A 16,754-nucleotide genomic window follows, 5' to 3' on the forward strand; every position below is an offset into this window, starting at 1 on the left:
AAATTCATATTTTTAAATGCATGAACAGAGATTTTTTTTCAACATTTGAGATCTATCCAATTGTTATTGATTTTTACCAGATTATACTGATAATTTCTGGTCTGGTTTTACTGCTTATCTCTTTCTATCTCATCATCAGGTTTTTAAAACTGCCATCTTTTGAGCTTGTACCAAGGAAAAGGGAGGAAAAGATCTCAATAAATTTAGAGGATCCTAAAGGAACAGCTTACAGTGTGACATTTCTTATTCACAGGTATGATACACCTTACAACGAACAGCTTCTTAAAAGGCTTGAGAGATTCAAGTATAGAAAAAAGGTAGACAGGCTGGATAGGGAGACTGTAGAGCTGATAGAAAAATTTATAGAGTATATAAAAGAGTATGGGCATAGAGTTTAAGTATCTTTTTGCATCATTAATAGGGCTGATAGTTATAATCTGCGTGATTATATGCTCAATATATATAAAAAGTAGAAAGATTGTCCTTTTCCCCCATCTAAATCTTTTTGGAGAGCCGAAAAGGTTTATAGTCAGGTATATTCCTTTCCTTGTGATACTTTTAACAGTACTTGTGACTATCCTTGCGATGCACCCATTTGTTAAGGAACATCTGTACTCAGAGAAAAGGGTTTATAACATTATTATAGCCCTTGATGTGAGTAACTCTATGAAGGAGAAAAACAAACTGAAGATATCAAAGGAGATACTGAGGGATTTTCTGTTAAAAAGGGACGAGGAGGACAGAATAGGGATACTCGTTTTTGATAATCTCCCTTTCAGACTTATGCCTCTTACATCTGATAGAGGAGCTCTTTTAAGGGTTATATCCATAATAAGACCTGCTATGGTTGATGTTGGCGGAACAGCAATGTATGACGGACTTGTTGAGGCTCTGAACATGTTTATGAAAGATAGAAGGAACAAGATAATAATTCTCCTTACAGATGGTGGAGATATTAACAGTAAGTACACACTTGAGGATGTTGTGAGGTTCAATCAGGATATTGGGGCAAAGATATACACGATAGGTGTAAGCAGTGGTATGAACTTTTACGTTCTTGAGAGACTTTCCGAGGCTACTGGTGGGAAGGCATTTTTTGTTACAAAGGATTACCAGAAGGCTTTAAGATCTGTTTTTGATGAGATAAACAGACTTGAGCCTTCATACATTCAGGAATACAGGTTTGATGTTGAGAAGCCTGTCGATTTTTATATAAAGGTTGCTGCAGTTTTTGTTGTTTTTCTTATTTTATTAAAGATACTACTAACACCACTGAGAGAGAAGGTGAATGTATAGATTTTTTGTATTACTTTTCCTTTTTATAACGTTTTTCTCCTATGGTGATGTTCTTGAGTACAGGAAGGACGGAAGGACATTTTTAAAGCTCTATGTTGTTAAAGAATATCCGGAAAAACAGAAGTTCTATGTTAAAGAGCCTGTTCATGTAAGGTTTATAATAGGCCTTTTAAAAACGGATATAAGATCTGTTGAGGAAAATATTGATTTTATACTCCAGAATATAAAGATCCAGACATTGATATCTGAGAGGACTGTTATTTCTGATATACAGAAGAAGGTATCAGGTAAGAGGGTGATCGTTGATTATGTTGTTTACTTTATGAGGGATTATGATACAGATCTTCCATTTCTGATATCCATAGATACAGATAGATTAAAAGGGATGATTGATGATCCTGTTCTTGAAAGGCTAAAGGAGAGTTTTATAGTTAAAAGTGAGGATTACTACAGAATTGTCCCTGTTCCTAAGGATATAATCTATGTTGGATCGTTTGATATAAAAACAAAGTTTGAGGACAGGAAAGGATTTGGAACATTTTATATCATCATTGAAGGGAGAGGTTTTCCCTATCTGCCTAAATACTCACTGGTTGTAAAAAACGGTTCTGCGAAAAAAACAGGGTATACATTTGATCACAAACTTGAGAATGTCAGATCTGTCCAGAAATACAAGGTTGTTTATATGGATGAGCTTGAGATAAAACCTGTTAAGTTCAGGTATTTTGATCCATTTCAGGAGAAGATAGTTGAGAAAAAAACTGAGGAGTTTTTACTTAAGCCCGAGAAAAAAGAGGTTAAAAGTTACTGGGAGATGCTCTCCGAAGAGGAAAAGATGAGATACTACCTTTCAAGATTTAAGGAGCTTTACCCTGAGCAGTTCTATGAGGAAAGTCTTATCAGTAAGCTTTTCATATCCCTTTATAAGTATAGATATGAGATACTCGCATTTTTTGTTGTATTTCCTGTTTTTCTTCTCTTCTTTGTTGTCAGGTTTGGAAGGTATATATACCCTTCAGATATTAGAGAGATGATCTGTCTTAAAGGTAATAGAATTGAGGACTATAAAAAGGTTTACAGATATATCTCAAAGGATGTATACAGCTTGAAGGATCTGATCAGGGAGCTTGATGCTGTTCTTTACAGATCAAGATGGGTTGTTGAAGGTAAAAAGTTAAAAAAGGCTGTTTATGAGGATATTGAGATATACCCTGATCAGATAAAGGATATATTCAGAAAGATAATGCTGATAATACTTGAGGAAAGATCTAAAGGTTTTTCAAAAGGAAAAAGGTATCTTATGAAGGCTGTTTTTCTCGTTAGAGATTATGTTTATCTGATACTTCTTTTTGCATCCCTTATACTTATTTTTGGAGGAAGCTTTGTGCTTTCAGATATATTTTTCAGTTACAGGATGTTTATAATGATCTTTGCGTCTGTTTTATCGTTTTTTGTTGTGGTTTTCTTTTACTTTTTATCAAAACCAAGAATTAAGGTTGGTTAGATGGAAGGTTTTGAGTTTTTAAAGGCTGAATATCTCTGGCTTATCATTCCTGTTTTTCTGCTGTACATAATCTATGTTCTTATAAAGGGGACTGAAAAAGTTGAGATGGCTGTGTTCTCAATTATAGCGGTTCTTATTATCTTTACACTTGCCCACCCTGTTATAAAGAAGGGGTACAAAACTATATACAAAAAAGATACAGAGATAATGATCATGCTTGATCACTCTCTATCTATGGCTGTAGATGATATAAAACCTTACAGGTTTGAGGTTGCAAGGGAGAAGGTTATAAAGCTTATAAAAAAACTTTATGACGAGAAGATAGGTCTTCTTCTATTCTCTGATAGATCAGATATAGTATTCATGCCATACGAGAAAAAGGAGAAGATCTTACAGTATCTGAGGGATCTGAAGATACCTTTGAAGGGAAGTACAAACCTTTTAGATGCTTTCAGCAGTGCAAACTCTGCCCTTACAGGTAAGAGAAGGATCGTAATCCTCGTTTCAGACGGCGGTGATGAGGATATATCAAAGATAGTTCAGCTTGTAAAAGGTTCACAGCTAACTGTTGTATACTACGGGATAGGAACTGTAAAAGGTGGCGGTATACCAGGTTTCAATGCTGTATCAAAGCTTAATCTAAGTCTTGAAAAGGTTGCAGAAGTGTCTGATGGTATAATGGTAAAGGTCTCAAAGGACGACAGGGATATAAGGGAGATAACAGAGTTTATAAAAAAAATATCTGAGAAAACAAAGACAGAGCTTTTAAAGATACCTGATTATGCTGAGCTGACACCATACATAGCATTCCTTATACTGGGGCTTATTATGCTAAACTCAGCCTTAAAAAGGTTCCTTGCAGGTTTTATGATTTTCTTTTTCCTTACCTCACCTTCTTACAGCGGTGATATAAAAGGGGTTTTTAACTATATTCTTGGTGATTATGAAAAGGCTGCTGTTGAGTTTCTCAAGGAGAAGGATCCTGTATCACAGTTCAACGGTGCTGTCAGCTATATAAAAGCAGGAATGTGCGATAAGGCTCTCCCTGTCCTAAAAAATATTAAGACGGAGGATCTTGAGCTTGTTAAAAAGATTGAGTACAACATCTCATTCTGCTACATACTTGATGGGAAGTATAAAAAGGGAAGGGAGATACTTGATAAGCTTGTCCAGATATACCCTGAAGATCAGAAGATAAAAAAGCTTTACCTTTTTGCAAATATGGTTGTAAATTTAAATAAAAAGCCGGAGAAAAGGAAAACTGTAGTAGAGATAAAAGAAGACAAACCAAAAAGACATGAAAAATCCCAGATGGAGGTGGGAGACAGAAATCCGTGGTAAAAATTGACCAATGTTAAAGAATAAGTTTATAACCTCGCATAAATTTAATCTTAAAACAGGTGGAGAAGATGGACAGTCTAAAAAAGATAAAAAATGAGCTGAAAAAGGCTATAATAGGCCAGGAAAAGATGATTGATGCCCTTCTTATAGGTCTTATAACAGAAGGGCATATACTTATTGAAGGTATTCCAGGTGTTGCGAAAACAACAGCTGTAAAAACACTTGGTAAGATCCTTAACCTTGATTTTAAAAGGATACAGTTTACACCTGATCTTATCCCTTCAGATATACTTGGTGGGGAGATATACATAATAGAGAAGGATGAGTTCAGGGTTAAGAAAGGACCTATATTCACAAACCTTTTACTTGCAGATGAGATAAACAGAGCCCCTGCAAAGGTTCAGTCAGCTTTACTTGAAGCCATGCAGGAAAGGCAGGTTACGATAGGGGAACACACATTCTATCTTGACAGACCTTTTCTTGTTATGGCAACACTAAACCCTATTGAAGAGGAAGGTGTCTACCATCTACCTGAGGCACAGCTTGACAGATTTATTATGAAGGTGATCGTTGATTATCCATCAGATGAGGAGGAGTACGAGATACTAAAGCTCGTTGTCCAGAGGGAAGGTTTTGGAAATGAGGAAGGAAAAAAACCTGAGGAACCCCAGCAGGTTGCAACAAAGGAAGATATATTGGAGCTGAGAGAGAGACTTAAATCTATCCATATAGACAGGGAGGTTGAACAGTATATAGTAAATCTAACTATGGCAACAAGAAATCCTGAAAAATATGGGATAAATAAAGAGTATATAAGGCTTGGACTGAGTCCAAGGGCTACAATAAATCTTTACAAGGTATCAAAGGCTGTTGCACTCCTTAATGAGAAGGATTACGTAACTCCCTCAGATGTTCTCATGTATGTGAAGGAGGTTTTTAGACACAGATTTCTTATATCTTTCAAAGGTGAGGCTGAAGGCATAACAACAGATCATATTATAGATATGATTGTTGAGAAGGTTCCTATGCCATGAAAAAAGGCCGTCTTATAACAATCAGGGCTAAACACAGAGCCTTAAGTCTTACAGAAGGTCTCCACAAAACATTTACCATCGGGGAGGAGGATGACCTTAAAAGTGTCAGGGAGTATACTTACGGTGATGATATAAGGAAGATAAGCTGGATAATAACAGCAAAGGAGAGAAAGCCTCACATTGTTGAGAGGGAGGAGCTTAGAAGTCAGAATGTTATAGTTGTTATGCTACTTGATCAGGATATGCTTTTTAAAAATAAGATTGAGAAGGTGGCTGAGATTTACGCTCTTATAGGTTTCTCAGTTCTTTACCAGAAGGATAAACTTAACACGTACATACTGACGGACAGTGTTGATTACTATATGAAGCATAAGAACACACCTGTTATAGTTGAGGATGCTGTTGAAAGGATAATGAGCTTAAAACTTAAGAAGAAAACACTTGATCTTTCAATACTCCCTCAGGTTTTGCTGAAACATAAAAGATCATATGTGATACTTATAGGGGATTTCTGTTATCCTGTTGATCTTCTCCATATATCAAGGAAGCACAGAATTGCGATAATAAAGGTAAGGGACAGGGAGGAGGAAAACCCTGAGAAGTACGAGAAATACCAGCTTAAAAGTTTTGATGGGAAGAGAAGAATCCCTTTTTTGAGAAGGGATATGATAGGTACATACATAAAAAATCTCCACAGGATAGATTCTGATCTCAGGGCCTTTATGTTTAACAAAAGAATTCCCCACACAACAGTTTACACAGATGAGGATCCTTATATAAAACTCAAGATCATGTTTTCCTGATCTGGATTTCGTATATATTTTCACTTAAAATGAATAATTATTCATTTATTGGAGAAGGTGATGAGAAAACATCTCAAAATTCATCTTACAGGAGCTGTTCAGGGGGTCGGTTTCAGACCTTTTGTTTACAATACAGCCTTAAGACACAACCTTAAAGGATATGTTATAAATGATACACACGGTGTTGTTATAGAGGTGGAAGGTGAGGAGGATGATATAAACAGATTTTTGATATCATTAAATACCGAGAAACCCCCTTTAGCCCATATATTTTCACAGGAGATAGAGGAGCTTCCCCTGTCAGGATTTGAGGAGTTCACAATAAAAAAGTCTGAAAGTAAAGGAAAGAAAGAGGTCTTCATACTTCCGGATATATCGGTCTGTGACCAGTGTCTATCAGAGATGAATAATAAAAAGGATAGAAGGTACAGATACCCTTTTATCAACTGTACAAACTGTGGACCGAGATTTTCCATAATTGAGAGACTCCCTTACGACAGACCTAATACGACCATGAAAAAGTTCAGGATGTGTCCTGATTGTGAGAGGGAGTATAAAGACCCATCAGACAGAAGGTTTCATGCACAGCCTAACGCATGTCCTGTATGTGGTCCGCATCTTTCACTTTACAGCTCAGACAGAAAGTTTATAGCAGAAAGGGAAGAGGCTTTAAAGATAGCTGTTGAACTTTTAGGGAAGGGAAAGATACTGGCCGTTAAAGGTATAGGTGGGTTTCATCTTGTTTGTGACGCAACAGATGATAAAGCTATAGATCTCCTTAGAGAGAGAAAGAGAAGAGGTGAAAAACCATTTGCGGTTATGTTCAGAGATATAGATCAGATAAAGGATTATGCTGAGATAACACCATTTGAGGAAGCTGTTATTCTATCACCTGAAAGGCCTATAGTTATAGTAAGATCAAAAAAAGAGACAGGTCTGAGTAAAGGTGTTGCCCCATATTTAGACAGGATAGGTGTTTTTCTCCCTTACTCTCCACTACATCACCTTTTACTGAATGATTACGGTAAGCCTCTTGTTATGACATCAGCAAACCTTTCTGATGAGCCTATAGTGAAAGATAATGATGAGGCTTTTGAAAAGCTTTCAGTATTTACAGATTACATTCTTGTTCACAACAGGGATATAAGAAACAGGGTTGATGACAGCGTTGTCAGGATAATAGACAAAAAGATATCATTTATAAGAAGATCAAGGGGGTATGCTCCATTACCTGTAAAACTTCCTCTCAGACTGGAGAGGAAGGTTCTTGCTGTTGGCGGACACCAGAAAAACACCATAGCTATAGGATTTGATGATAAGGCCTTCTTGAGCCAGCATATAGGAGATCTTGAGACTTTAGATGCATGCAGGAATTTTGAGGAGATCATAAACAGATTTTTTGATCTTTACTCATTTCAGCCTGATGTTGTCGTTTCAGATATGCATCCAGCTTACCACTCAACGAGATGGGCAGAGGATTACACCGAGAAAAATAGTATTCCTCTCATTCAGGTTCAGCACCATTACGCACATGCTCTCTCTCTGATGGCTGAGAGCGGGATAAGAGAAGGTAAATTCCTCTCTGTAAGCTGGGATGGGACAGGTTACGGGACAGACGGTAATATATGGGGTGGTGAGTTTCTGTTGTGTGATTATGAAGACTTTGAAAGGGTTTACCATTTTGATTACTTCAGACTTTTAGGAGGGGAGAAGGCTGTTAAAGAGCCAAGGAGGGTTGCCCTATCAATCCTGTTTGATATGTATGGAAAAGATATTTACAGACTGTCTGAGGTTCAGACATTAAAATCTCTAACAGATAAAGAGATGGAGATTATGTTCAGAGTATGGGAAAAAGGGGTAAACAGTCCCTTATCATCATCTGCAGGAAGGCTTTTTGATGCAGCAGCATCAATTATCGGGATAAGACAGACTCTCTCCTATGAAGGTCAGTCAGGGATGATAATGGAGAATTATTACAGGTGGGATATTGAAGATCACTACCCTGTAGATTTAAGGGATGGTGTTATTGACTGGAGGCCTTTATTTGATGCACTTATAAATGACAGGTCTGAGATAGATATTAAGATCACGAGGTTTATAAACTCGCTTGGAAAGGTGGTATTAAGGATAGTTGATGAGTATAGTGATATACCTTCAGGTCTTACAGGAGGTGTTTTCCAGAACAGATTTTTAACAGAGAAGATACTGAGAATGGCAGAAAAGAGAGGGCTGAAGATCTTTACACATAAAAAGGTCCCTCCAAATGATGGAGGGATCTCACTTGGCCAGCTTTTAAAAGGTTAAACAGGGATGGAGTCCTTCGGCCTTTCCCTCTAATTTTCTGTTACCTTCCTGAAGGTAGTATCTGATCATCCCTTTTGGTGTTCCTTCTATCTTTACCCTGTAACCTCTTCCATCTTTGTAAAGTTTTTCAGATTTCAGATTAAGAATTATCTCACCAGCTTTGTTCTCATTTTTGTCAAAAAGCTCTAGAAGAAGATGATCCTTCCCAAGCTGATAGACCATAACACATCCATCTTTAAAAGATGGATACTCCTTTGAGACAACATCCTTAACAAAGACCTGGAGATCGTCTATCTTTTTCATGACAGCCCTCCCTTTTTGATTATAAGAACAATATAAAGATTTTTGGGAAATTTTCTATTCCGATCAGGCAGCTTTTCTTCTGTATATCTTTGCAAGTATCTTAGCTATCGCCACATAAAGATTTTCAGGGATCATATCACCTATCTCACAGCTTGAGTAAAGTGATCTTGCTAAAGGGGGATCTTCAACAACAGGGATATCATATTTTTTTGCTATCTCTTTTATCTTCTGTGCTATATGGTTTTTACCCTTTGCTATCACCTTGGGTGCTGCCATCTTCCCTTTTTCATACTTGAGGGCTACAGCGTAGTGCTCAGGGTTTGTTATAACAACATCAGCCTTCGGAAGTTCTGCCATCATTCTCATCATAGCTATCTCTCTCTGTTTCTTCCTGATGGCGGCTTTCACATGGGGATTTCCCTCATACATCTTTCTCTCTTCTTTTATCTCATGTTTTGACATCTTTATATTTTCTTCATGCTCCCACTTCCTGTATATAAAGTCTATTATGGCTATTGGTATTGATATAACAGCAAATGCGAGTATTAACATAATTATGTATTTAAAAAGAAAGTATATCTCATGGTTTAAGGGGAGATAAGACATATTAAAACTTTCAGATATTATCTTCATTAGGAGAAAGTATGCAACAACTGATGCGAAAAGAAGTTTTAAAAGATTTCTTACAAGCTCAAATAATGTTTTCATTGAGAATATCCTTCCAAGCCCTGAAACAGGGTTTAACCTATCTATCTTCGGGACCAGAGCTTTCCCAGATAGAAGAAACCCAAACTGGACAACATTTGAGAAAACACCTATGGCAAGAAGTATAAGGAAAAATGGCAGAACGAGAATAGCAAGTACCTTAACAGACTCGTAAATAAAACCTCTGTTAAGATCAGGAATGAGATGAAAAGGGTTTGAGAATGTGTGGTGGAAGTACTCTGTAAGAATGTTGTATGAAAAAGGGATGTATGCAAACATCATAACAGCAACTATGAGAAGTGATGCAGCTATGGGAATATCCTGACTTCGGGCAACCTGACCCTCTTCCCTTGCCTTCTGCCGCCTTCGGGGGGTGGCCTTTTCCGTTTTTGAAGGATCTTTAGCCATCTACTTACCCATCACAGTTACAGCTTTTATATACTCTTCGGACAGCCTTTCTATAACTGAAATGGAGAAATATATGATAAGAGATGTTCCTATAGCAAGTGATGCAAGTCCCACAAATATCTGTAGGGGAAGACCCACAATGAAAACATTTATCTGGGGTATAAGCCTGTTAATGAGAGCCAGAGCAACATTTACAATAAGAAGTATGAGAACAAATGGAAATGCTATCTTTAAAGCAAGATAAAAAAGTATCGGGAGTTTTTCAAGAAGATGTGGAAATATATCTGTGTTAATGTAAAGCTTCCCTACAGGCATTATCTTAAATGTCATAAAAAGTGATCCAAGTACTATCTGGTAAGCTCCCGTTATGAAAAAAAGAAGGTAAAAAAGGAGAATGAAAAATCTGTCAAGTACCGATATCTGACCAAATGTTGGATCAAAAAGGTTGACTATTGTAAATCCCATAAAGTAGCTTATGATCTCAGCTGCGTAGGAAAATGCTGATATAAAAAGGTTTACAAGAAGTCCAAGTAAAAATCCCATCAGAAGTTCTTTGAGCACAAGGAGGAAGTAAAGCAGAACTGAGAAGTTTTCAGGTGATATACCGGCGTTTATACCAAATATCTTCATAATATAAAATGATAGTGATACAACAAGTAGAATCCTCACATTTGCAGGTATAAGTCCTGTATTGAGAAGGGGAAAGCTCAGAAATATACCGATTATCCTTGATAAAACAAGACCAAACGTTATCGCAATTTCAGGTGTTATTAATGGGTTCATCTTCAGGATATCAGAACTATTATATTTTTTAATACTTCCTGTGTGTACTCAACAAGCTGTCTGAACATCCATGATCCAAAAATGATAAGTGCAACAATAGTGGCAACTATCTTTGGTATGAATGTTAATGTCATCTCGTGAATCTGTGTTGCTGCCTGAAATATACTTATAAGAAGACCAACAATAAAGGCTATAAGTATAACAGGGCCTCCAACCATAAGTGATGTGAAAAGCATCCCCTGCATCAAGTTTATAGCCTGATCTACAGTCATAACACACCTACTGGTAACTCTGTATTAAAGCTTTTGTTAAAAGCTCAAAACCGTCGGCAAGAACGAAAAGTATAAGCTTAAAAGGAAGAGATATGAGCATTGGTGGAATCATCATCATACCCATGGACATCAGTATACTCGCAACAAGCATATCTATTATAAGAAATGGCAGAAATATTATAAATACGATCTCAAATGCCGTTTTTATCTCACTTATCATAAATGCAGGTATGAGGGAGACCATACTTACCTCATCAGGTGATTTGGGCTTTTCTCCAGCTATATCTAAAAACAGTTTAAGATCTTCCTTTCTTGTATTTTTAAGCATAAACTTTTTTACAGGCTCCTTTGCCCTTTCAATAGCTTCCATATCTCCTATCTCTTTTTTTAGATAGGGCTGTATAGCATTACCGTTTATATCGTCAAAAACAGGTTTCATCACAAAAAATGTAAGGAAGAGGGAAAAAGCTATTATAACCTGATTTGGAGGGGACTGAGGGATACCGAGGGCATGTCTTAAAAGAGACAGAACGATAACTATCCTTACAAACGCTGTAACTGTGATAAGTATTGAAGGGGCAAGGCTGAGTATAGTAATGAGGAAGAGAATCTTGAGTGTTATATCGAGATTGTTAAGCTGTGCCAGCGTATCGTTCACAGCATCAGTCTGTCCCAAGGATGTATAAGTTATGATAAGAAAGCTAAGGATTATTATTCTCATCTTTTTCACTTAATGAGTCTCCGGTATTGATTGTATCCCACTCTTTTATAACCTTTATCTCTTTTTCATCAAAAGAGATAAGGAAAAACTGCCTGTTCGCCTCAATTATAGCAAATCCTTTTCCCTTTGATATATACCTGATGTCCAGAATTTTGATAAGTCCTTTCTTTCCTGGTATAAGCCCTTTTCCGTAGTTATTCACAAAGTAATAAATGGCGTACAGAAATATGATAATGATAACAAAAGAGGAAATAAACTTCAGATAGTCTGTGTACTCAAGCAAGATCCACAACCCTTATGCCGTATTTCTCGTTTGCTACGATAAGTTCACCAACGGCAAACAGCTGATCTTTTACATAAAGTTCAACATAATCCTCTATATGTTTATCAAGCTTTATAATGTCCCCTTCTTTAAGGGTAATTATCTCTATAAAAAGTTTTTTGACTCTACCTACCTCTCCTGTTACCTTTACTGTAACATCCTTCAAGAAAGATATATCGTGCTCCTGTGACATGTCAGCACCTACGCTGTCTGTATTACAAAATCTGTAAAGTAAACATTCTTTACACCGCCTAAAGGTAGTATAGCATTTACCCTCTTTATTATCTCTTCCTTTAAAAGCTCTATACCTTCAGCTGTTTTGAGCTCCCTTGAGTTTTTTGTAAAAAGAAGTGTTGTTATAGCATCCTTTATCTGTGGAAGTCTCTTTTCCACTTCCATCTTTACCTGCTCGTTCTCTATCTCAAGTATTACTGTAACTTTCAAAAATCTATCAGCATCCTTGTCCGCAAGGTTAACTATAAATGTACCAACCTCAAACATAATCCCGAGGTTTTCTATATCCTTTATCTCTTCCTGAATCTTCTCTGCCTTGTTTTCCTGTTTTTCTTCCTTCTGTTTGTCAAGGACTAAAAATTTATAAGCTGCCCCTCCTCCACCTGCGAGTATAACAAGGAGGAGGACAGCTATTATAAGTAGTTTTTTCTTCCCACCTTTCTTCTCTTCCTGTTCCTGCTCTTTATTTTCCTCAGCCATCTATCACTCCAGATTTATTTGTTTACCTTTTTATGTTCATTGTTTCCTGTAGAACCTGATCTGATGTTGTTATAGTTCTTGCATTTGCCTGGTATGCTCTCTGTGCTGTTATAAGGTTTATAAACTCTCTTGATATATCTACATTTGAAAGCTCTAAAAATCCACCTCTGATTTTAGATATAACACCTCCGGGAACTATTATCGGTGTGTAGGTCTGACTGTTAGGAAGGAAAAGGTTATTTCCTTTTCTTATCAGAATCTCCTTGTCATTAAATGTTGCTATAGCTATTCTTGCCCAGTCCTTAACCTGTCCGTTTGAGTAGACACCTCTTACAAGACCGTCTTCACTGACTGATACTGAAAGAAGATCACCTTTCGCATAACCATCCTGTTCTGCGTAAAATATGAATTCAGACTCAACCTGCTTCATATTCTGTATGTCTAAAGTAAACTGGATAGGGTTACCTCCAGTGTTTAATGTTGCAGAGTTTGGATTGTTAACAGGTATAGGGACTATTGATATGCTGTCTGGAGGAATAGTGTTTGTTGACACTGTAGTATCATATGTTTTATAGCTTCCTGCCGTTAATGTTTCCGTAGCTCCATTTCCAGCAAACTGGTTTATAAAAACAGTCCCATCATCGTAGCTTATACTTCCAACAACCCTGTTGTCATTGTTAAGGTCTATGATGTTTCCGTGTCCATCGTCTATCCAGTTCACATTGTAAGTTGTCGCCCCATCCGTATACTGTGTTATAACAACTGAGCCAGGAAGAACAGGTGTGTTATTTAATGTGAACTGTCCAAGATCACCTGACTCGGTTTCTGTTCCTGCACCTGTAATTGTCTGATCCGTGTTTATTCCATAACCAAATACCCTGTTTATCTGTCCAACACCGTTAAACTCAACAACCAGTGCATCGTATGTGTTTGCATCACCTGGAACATTGAACTGGATCGGTTCATCATCCATTAATCCAAAAACTCTCCACTGGTTAGGGCCTGTGTGAACAAAATAGAGCTGTGCCTCGTGAGGAACGCCTAATGAGTCATAAACTGTTATGGCATTAACATAGCTGTAAGTTCTTGCGTCACTTGTATCAAATACACCTGTTACCAGTTCTGATCCAGCGTCAAGATTTGTAGGTTCTTTTAGTGCGAGTTTTGTTGTTACATGGGGAGGCATGTCATTTGGTATGTTTATGGCACCTATCGCACCTGCAATATTCCCAGCATCATCTAACTGCCACCCTAAAAGTTTCATCCCGTTAAGATTTATGAGGTCACCGTTAGCATCAGTTCTGAACTGTCCTGCCCTTGTGTAGTATGTAACATCCTGTGCATCCCTTACCATAAAGAATCCTTCGCCATCAAGAGCCAGGTCTGTTGGTGTATTTGTGTTCATCAAAGCACCCTGGGAGAAATCCTTTGTTGTACTTCCTACAAATGAACCACCGCCTATCTCCATATTTTTAGGTGAGTTGTTTGCAAATGTTGTGAGACTGCTTGATATGAGATCCTCAAAGTTTACCCTCTCAGCCTTAAAACCTATCGTATTAACATTCGCTATGTTGTCTGAGATCACTGAGAGCCAGTTTTTATTTGCATTTAAACCTGCATTCCCTGTGTAAAATGATTGAATCATGATTTTAACCTCCTATCTGGACTATTGAGTTTAGATCAACATTTATGTCATCAAATAAAACCTTTATTCCATCACTTTCCCTTACTACACTTTCAACGAGGCCTAAACTCTTCACAGAGCTTTTTACAGGACTCCCGTCTTTTGTGGCCTCTATATACACTGTGTAGTAACCGTCTGTTAAATTCGGGTTGTCTATCTCAAATGGGTAATCAACACCTCCCTGAAGGTTTGAAAAACTTTCTGTCTCAACAACATTTCCCTGTTTGTCCATTACAGTAACAGTAACTATATCAGCGTTGTCATCAAGTCTGAACGATACTGATGATCTACCATTTTCTACAAATGTCTGGTTTCCCTCGTAGACGACTTTCTTACCTATAAGTCCTGATGCGTATAAAAGTGAGTTTGCCTCATTTGTCTCCTTTAGAAGTTCAACGGTTTCCTGAAAGCTGTTTAATACCTCCATCTCTCTGAGCTTTACTGTATTCTGGATGAAATCTGTTATATCGTTTGCCTGAAGTGGATCCTGCCACTGGAGATCTGCAAGTAAAACCTTTAGAAAGTCCTCATTTTCCATCTTTGAGTTATCATAACCTGCTTCTACTATCCTCACCTCATTTTTCTGTATATCATAAATCCCAGCTGATTCCATATTTTTCACCTCCTTCTTTAACAATCAGATCTATAAGTTCCTCCAGCTGTTTAAAAGATTCATTCAGGGTTACTTTTTTATGCATATCCTGTTTTATGAAGCCTTCCATCCTGCTGTGCATCTGTATCGCAAGATCTACCTTGGGTGTGGTTCCTTTCTTATATAATCCAAGATTGATCATATCCTCAGCTTCTCTGTATATACTCTCTATCTCTGTAAATATTCCCTGATATTTTAATATATCGTCAGATACTATCTGTGGCATTAACCTGCTTACACTTTTTAGAACATCTATCGCGGGAAACACCCTTTTGTTTGCAAGCTCCCTTGAAAGGACTATATGACCATCTAAAAATCCCATCGCTGCATCAGCCACTGGATCCATTGTTATATCATCACCTTCAACCAAAACTGTGTATATTCCCGTTATACTTCCCCTGTTGTAAAAATTACCGGCCTGCTCTATGAATTTTGGGAGCAGGGCAAATACTGAAGGTGTGTAGCCTTTTGTTGTTGGTGGTTCACCAACTGCGAGACCTATCTCCCTCTGTGCCATAGCAAGTCTTGTGAGGGAGTCAAGGAGGAAGAGAACATTTTTTCCCGAGTTTGAGAAAAATTTTGCAACAGCTATAGCCGAGTATGCGGCTCTTATCTTTGCTAGAGGAGTCTGGTCTGATGTTGCAACGATAACAACAGACTTTTTCAGTCCTTCCTCTCCAAGGTTGTCCTCAATAAACTCTCTGACCTCTCTTCCCCTTTCACCTATAAGTGCTATAACGTTAACATCAGCCTCTGTAAACCTTGAGATCATACCGAGGAGTGTACTTTTACCAACACCTGCCCCTGAGAAGATACCTATCCTCTGTCCCTTCCCTATTGTAAGAAGTGCATTTATTGATCTCACCCCAACATCAAGGGGTTCTTTTATCCTTTCTCTGTCAAGGGGATTTATCGTTGCATTTTTCAGGTAGTAATGGTGTGAAGGATTTATCCTGTCTTTATTTAAAGGTTTTCCAAAAGGATCAAGAACAGTTCCTAAAAGCTCCTCACCAACCTCTATACTTACAGGTTCCTGCCTTGCCTCAACCCAGCTCCCAACTCTGATTCCTATAGTGTCATCAAAGGCCATAAGCAGGGTTTTCCCATCTTTAAAACCTACAACCTCAGCCTCAAGTCCATTTTCAAGAATACAGGCATCTCCTATAGATACCTTGGGGAGAACAGCCTCTATGACGGGACCAACAACACCTGTTATCTTCCCCTTAACCTTATATCTTGGAATGCTTCTTAATCTCTCTTTTAATCTCATCTTTCAGTATCTGCATCTTCTCCTTAAAGTTACTTTCAAGCTGTATATCTTCAATATTTATTCTGAAATCACCTTTTACAAGTGTTTTATCTATGGACACATCAAAGTTTTCCTTCTCAAGCATTTTTGCTACATCTTCCATATCAGGTGAGAGCGTTATCTTAAGTTTTGGGTAGTTTCTGAACTCATTTATCACCGAGATTATCTGCTGAGATAAGAATTTCTCGTTTTCCGGTGATATATAAAGGTAGTTTAACATCTCCTCAAGTGCTGAGAGTATAAGATCGTTTATATGGTCTATATACTCCTGGTAGGCTTTTTTTAAAGATTCTGAGAGCTCGTTTATCTCATTTTTAAGGGCTTTTATCTTTGATTCGTACTGATCTTTTATTTTTTTTATCTCTTCATCAAGTTTTTTTTCGAGCTGATCTGAAAACTCCTTTTCCGCTTCTTCCTTTCCCTTCAGGTATCCTTCTTTAAATGCCTTTTCTTTTTCCTGCTGTATTCTTTTTTTAAGCTCTTCTTCTATCTTTTTTATCTTTTCCTGGTAGAACCTTTCTATCTCTTCTTTTGATATCTTTTCTAAGTCAGGTTTTTCCTCACCACTGCCAAAATCATCAAGCTCAAGCCTCGCCATA

The 16,754-nt window shown here is 37.5% G+C and carries 19 protein-coding genes; 7 read left to right on the forward strand and 12 right to left on the reverse strand.

All coding sequences use genetic code 11. The features are described from left to right. Positions 1 to 20 precede the first annotated feature (20 nt). The 7 genes from PERMA_RS03475 (at position 21) to hypF (ending at position 8,282) form a co-directional block, all read left to right on the forward strand. Positions 21 to 398, forward strand: a complete 378-nt coding sequence (locus tag PERMA_RS03475; protein ID WP_012676022.1) for a hypothetical protein — start codon at positions 21 to 23, stop codon at positions 396 to 398. Further along, positions 382 to 1,296, forward strand: coding sequence for a vWA domain-containing protein (locus PERMA_RS03480; RefSeq protein ID WP_012676351.1), 915 nt, complete (start codon positions 382 to 384; stop codon positions 1,294 to 1,296). Before PERMA_RS03475 ends, PERMA_RS03480 begins: the two co-directional genes overlap by 17 nt. After that, positions 1,289 to 2,800: a hypothetical protein gene (locus PERMA_RS03485; protein ID WP_015898966.1), complete on the forward strand. Its 1,512-nt coding sequence runs from the start codon at positions 1,289 to 1,291 to the stop codon at positions 2,798 to 2,800. Before PERMA_RS03480 ends, PERMA_RS03485 begins: the two co-directional genes overlap by 8 nt. Continuing rightward, a complete protein-coding gene (locus PERMA_RS03490; protein ID WP_012675981.1) occupies positions 2,801 to 4,141 on the forward strand; it encodes a vWA domain-containing protein in 1,341 nt (446 codons plus the stop codon). It begins immediately after the preceding gene. Positions 4,142 to 4,209: 68 nt separating this feature from the next. Continuing rightward, positions 4,210 to 5,175, forward strand: a complete 966-nt coding sequence (locus PERMA_RS03495) for an AAA family ATPase (protein WP_012676568.1) — start codon at positions 4,210 to 4,212, stop codon at positions 5,173 to 5,175. After that, on the forward strand, positions 5,172 to 5,978 hold the full coding sequence (locus PERMA_RS03500) for a DUF58 domain-containing protein (protein WP_012676196.1): 807 nt from the start codon (positions 5,172 to 5,174) through the stop codon (positions 5,976 to 5,978). The genes PERMA_RS03495 and PERMA_RS03500 overlap by 4 nt, the downstream gene beginning before the upstream one ends. A 60-nt stretch (positions 5,979 to 6,038) precedes the next feature. Beyond that, complete coding sequence (gene hypF, locus PERMA_RS03505) at positions 6,039 to 8,282, forward strand: carbamoyltransferase HypF (protein WP_012676523.1); 2,244 nt, start codon at positions 6,039 to 6,041, stop codon at positions 8,280 to 8,282. On the opposite strand, the gene PERMA_RS03510 is transcribed toward hypF, so the two are convergent. The 12 genes from PERMA_RS03510 to PERMA_RS03565 all read right to left on the reverse strand — a co-directional run bounded on the left by PERMA_RS03510 (position 8,271) and on the right by PERMA_RS03565 (position 16,753). Further along, positions 8,271 to 8,585: a hypothetical protein gene (locus PERMA_RS03510; protein ID WP_012675363.1), complete on the reverse strand. Its 315-nt coding sequence runs from the start codon at positions 8,583 to 8,585 to the stop codon at positions 8,271 to 8,273. The two genes, hypF and PERMA_RS03510, sit on opposite strands and share 12 nt — an antisense overlap. A 63-nt stretch (positions 8,586 to 8,648) precedes the next feature. Further along, positions 8,649 to 9,698: a flagellar biosynthesis protein FlhB gene (gene flhB, locus PERMA_RS03515; RefSeq protein WP_012675532.1), complete on the reverse strand. Its 1,050-nt coding sequence runs from the start codon at positions 9,696 to 9,698 to the stop codon at positions 8,649 to 8,651. Beyond that, entirely contained in the window at positions 9,699 to 10,481 is a 783-nt protein-coding gene (locus tag PERMA_RS03520; RefSeq protein ID WP_012676770.1) for a flagellar biosynthetic protein FliR, read from the reverse strand. Between the two features lie 2 nt (positions 10,482 to 10,483). Continuing rightward, on the reverse strand, positions 10,484 to 10,753 hold the full coding sequence (fliQ, locus tag PERMA_RS03525; RefSeq protein WP_012675891.1) for a flagellar biosynthesis protein FliQ: 270 nt from the start codon (positions 10,751 to 10,753) through the stop codon (positions 10,484 to 10,486). A 7-nt stretch (positions 10,754 to 10,760) separates the two neighbouring features. Beyond that, positions 10,761 to 11,474, reverse strand: a complete 714-nt coding sequence (gene fliP / locus PERMA_RS03530; RefSeq protein ID WP_049756084.1) for a flagellar type III secretion system pore protein FliP — start codon at positions 11,472 to 11,474, stop codon at positions 10,761 to 10,763. Beyond that, positions 11,455 to 11,757 carry a hypothetical protein gene (locus PERMA_RS03535; RefSeq protein WP_012676508.1) on the reverse strand — a complete coding sequence of 101 codons (303 nt, stop codon included), beginning with the start codon at positions 11,755 to 11,757 and terminating at the stop codon, positions 11,455 to 11,457. The genes fliP and PERMA_RS03535 overlap by 20 nt, the downstream gene beginning before the upstream one ends. Beyond that, positions 11,750 to 11,989 carry a FliM/FliN family flagellar motor switch protein gene (locus tag PERMA_RS03540; RefSeq protein ID WP_012676737.1) on the reverse strand — a complete coding sequence of 80 codons (240 nt, stop codon included), beginning with the start codon at positions 11,987 to 11,989 and terminating at the stop codon, positions 11,750 to 11,752. The genes PERMA_RS03535 and PERMA_RS03540 overlap by 8 nt, the downstream gene beginning before the upstream one ends. A gap of 8 nt (positions 11,990 to 11,997) precedes the next feature. Further along, positions 11,998 to 12,510 (reverse strand): flagellar basal body-associated FliL family protein, encoded by a 513-nt coding sequence (locus PERMA_RS03545; RefSeq protein WP_012676572.1) that lies wholly within the window; start codon positions 12,508 to 12,510, stop codon positions 11,998 to 12,000. A gap of 22 nt (positions 12,511 to 12,532) precedes the next feature. After that, the gene (locus PERMA_RS10840; protein WP_012675344.1) at positions 12,533 to 14,155 is read right to left on the reverse strand and encodes a flagellar hook protein FlgE; all 1,623 of its coding nucleotides are present in this window, start codon (positions 14,153 to 14,155) and stop codon (positions 12,533 to 12,535) included. A gap of 4 nt (positions 14,156 to 14,159) precedes the next feature. Next, on the reverse strand, positions 14,160 to 14,807 hold the full coding sequence (locus PERMA_RS03555; protein ID WP_012676219.1) for a flagellar hook assembly protein FlgD: 648 nt from the start codon (positions 14,805 to 14,807) through the stop codon (positions 14,160 to 14,162). Continuing rightward, positions 14,785 to 16,116 (reverse strand): FliI/YscN family ATPase, encoded by a 1,332-nt coding sequence (locus PERMA_RS03560; RefSeq protein ID WP_012676105.1) that lies wholly within the window; start codon positions 16,114 to 16,116, stop codon positions 14,785 to 14,787. The genes PERMA_RS03555 and PERMA_RS03560 overlap by 23 nt, the downstream gene beginning before the upstream one ends. Further along, positions 16,076 to 16,753 carry a FliH/SctL family protein gene (locus PERMA_RS03565; protein WP_012676866.1) on the reverse strand — a complete coding sequence of 226 codons (678 nt, stop codon included), beginning with the start codon at positions 16,751 to 16,753 and terminating at the stop codon, positions 16,076 to 16,078. The genes PERMA_RS03560 and PERMA_RS03565 overlap by 41 nt, the downstream gene beginning before the upstream one ends. Position 16,754: the final 1 nt, after the last annotated feature.

It is taken from the genome of Persephonella marina EX-H1, from assembly GCF_000021565.1.
Lineage (GTDB): Bacteria > Aquificota > Aquificia > Aquificales > Hydrogenothermaceae > Persephonella > Persephonella marina.

Excerpts from the sequence above, each read along its gene's own strand:
- PERMA_RS03475 (WP_012676022.1), top strand. The coding sequence starts at position 21 with ATGAACAGAGATTTTTTTTCAACATTTGAGATCTATCCAATTGTTATT.
- PERMA_RS03480 (WP_012676351.1), top strand. The coding sequence starts at position 382 with ATGGGCATAGAGTTTAAGTATCTTTTTGCATCATTAATAGGGCTGATA.
- PERMA_RS03485 (WP_015898966.1), top strand. The coding sequence starts at position 1,289 with ATGTATAGATTTTTTGTATTACTTTTCCTTTTTATAACGTTTTTCTCC.
- PERMA_RS03490 (WP_012675981.1), top strand. The coding sequence starts at position 2,801 with ATGGAAGGTTTTGAGTTTTTAAAGGCTGAATATCTCTGGCTTATCATT.
- PERMA_RS03495 (WP_012676568.1), top strand. The coding sequence starts at position 4,210 with ATGGACAGTCTAAAAAAGATAAAAAATGAGCTGAAAAAGGCTATAATA.
- PERMA_RS03500 (WP_012676196.1), top strand. The coding sequence starts at position 5,172 with ATGAAAAAAGGCCGTCTTATAACAATCAGGGCTAAACACAGAGCCTTA.
- hypF (WP_012676523.1), top strand. The coding sequence starts at position 6,039 with ATGAGAAAACATCTCAAAATTCATCTTACAGGAGCTGTTCAGGGGGTC.
- PERMA_RS03510 (WP_012675363.1), bottom strand. The coding sequence starts at position 8,585 with ATGAAAAAGATAGACGATCTCCAGGTCTTTGTTAAGGATGTTGTCTCA.
- flhB (WP_012675532.1), bottom strand. The coding sequence starts at position 9,698 with ATGGCTAAAGATCCTTCAAAAACGGAAAAGGCCACCCCCCGAAGGCGG.
- PERMA_RS03520 (WP_012676770.1), bottom strand. The coding sequence starts at position 10,481 with ATGAACCCATTAATAACACCTGAAATTGCGATAACGTTTGGTCTTGTT.
- fliQ (WP_012675891.1), bottom strand. The coding sequence starts at position 10,753 with ATGACTGTAGATCAGGCTATAAACTTGATGCAGGGGATGCTTTTCACA.
- fliP (WP_049756084.1), bottom strand. The coding sequence starts at position 11,474 with ATGAGAATAATAATCCTTAGCTTTCTTATCATAACTTATACATCCTTG.
- PERMA_RS03540 (WP_012676737.1), bottom strand. The coding sequence starts at position 11,989 with ATGTCACAGGAGCACGATATATCTTTCTTGAAGGATGTTACAGTAAAG.
- PERMA_RS03545 (WP_012676572.1), bottom strand. The coding sequence starts at position 12,510 with ATGGCTGAGGAAAATAAAGAGCAGGAACAGGAAGAGAAGAAAGGTGGG.
- PERMA_RS10840 (WP_012675344.1), bottom strand. The coding sequence starts at position 14,155 with ATGATTCAATCATTTTACACAGGGAATGCAGGTTTAAATGCAAATAAA.
- PERMA_RS03555 (WP_012676219.1), bottom strand. The coding sequence starts at position 14,807 with ATGGAATCAGCTGGGATTTATGATATACAGAAAAATGAGGTGAGGATA.
- PERMA_RS03560 (WP_012676105.1), bottom strand. The coding sequence starts at position 16,116 with ATGAGATTAAAAGAGAGATTAAGAAGCATTCCAAGATATAAGGTTAAG.
- PERMA_RS03565 (WP_012676866.1), bottom strand. The coding sequence starts at position 16,753 with ATGGCGAGGCTTGAGCTTGATGATTTTGGCAGTGGTGAGGAAAAACCT.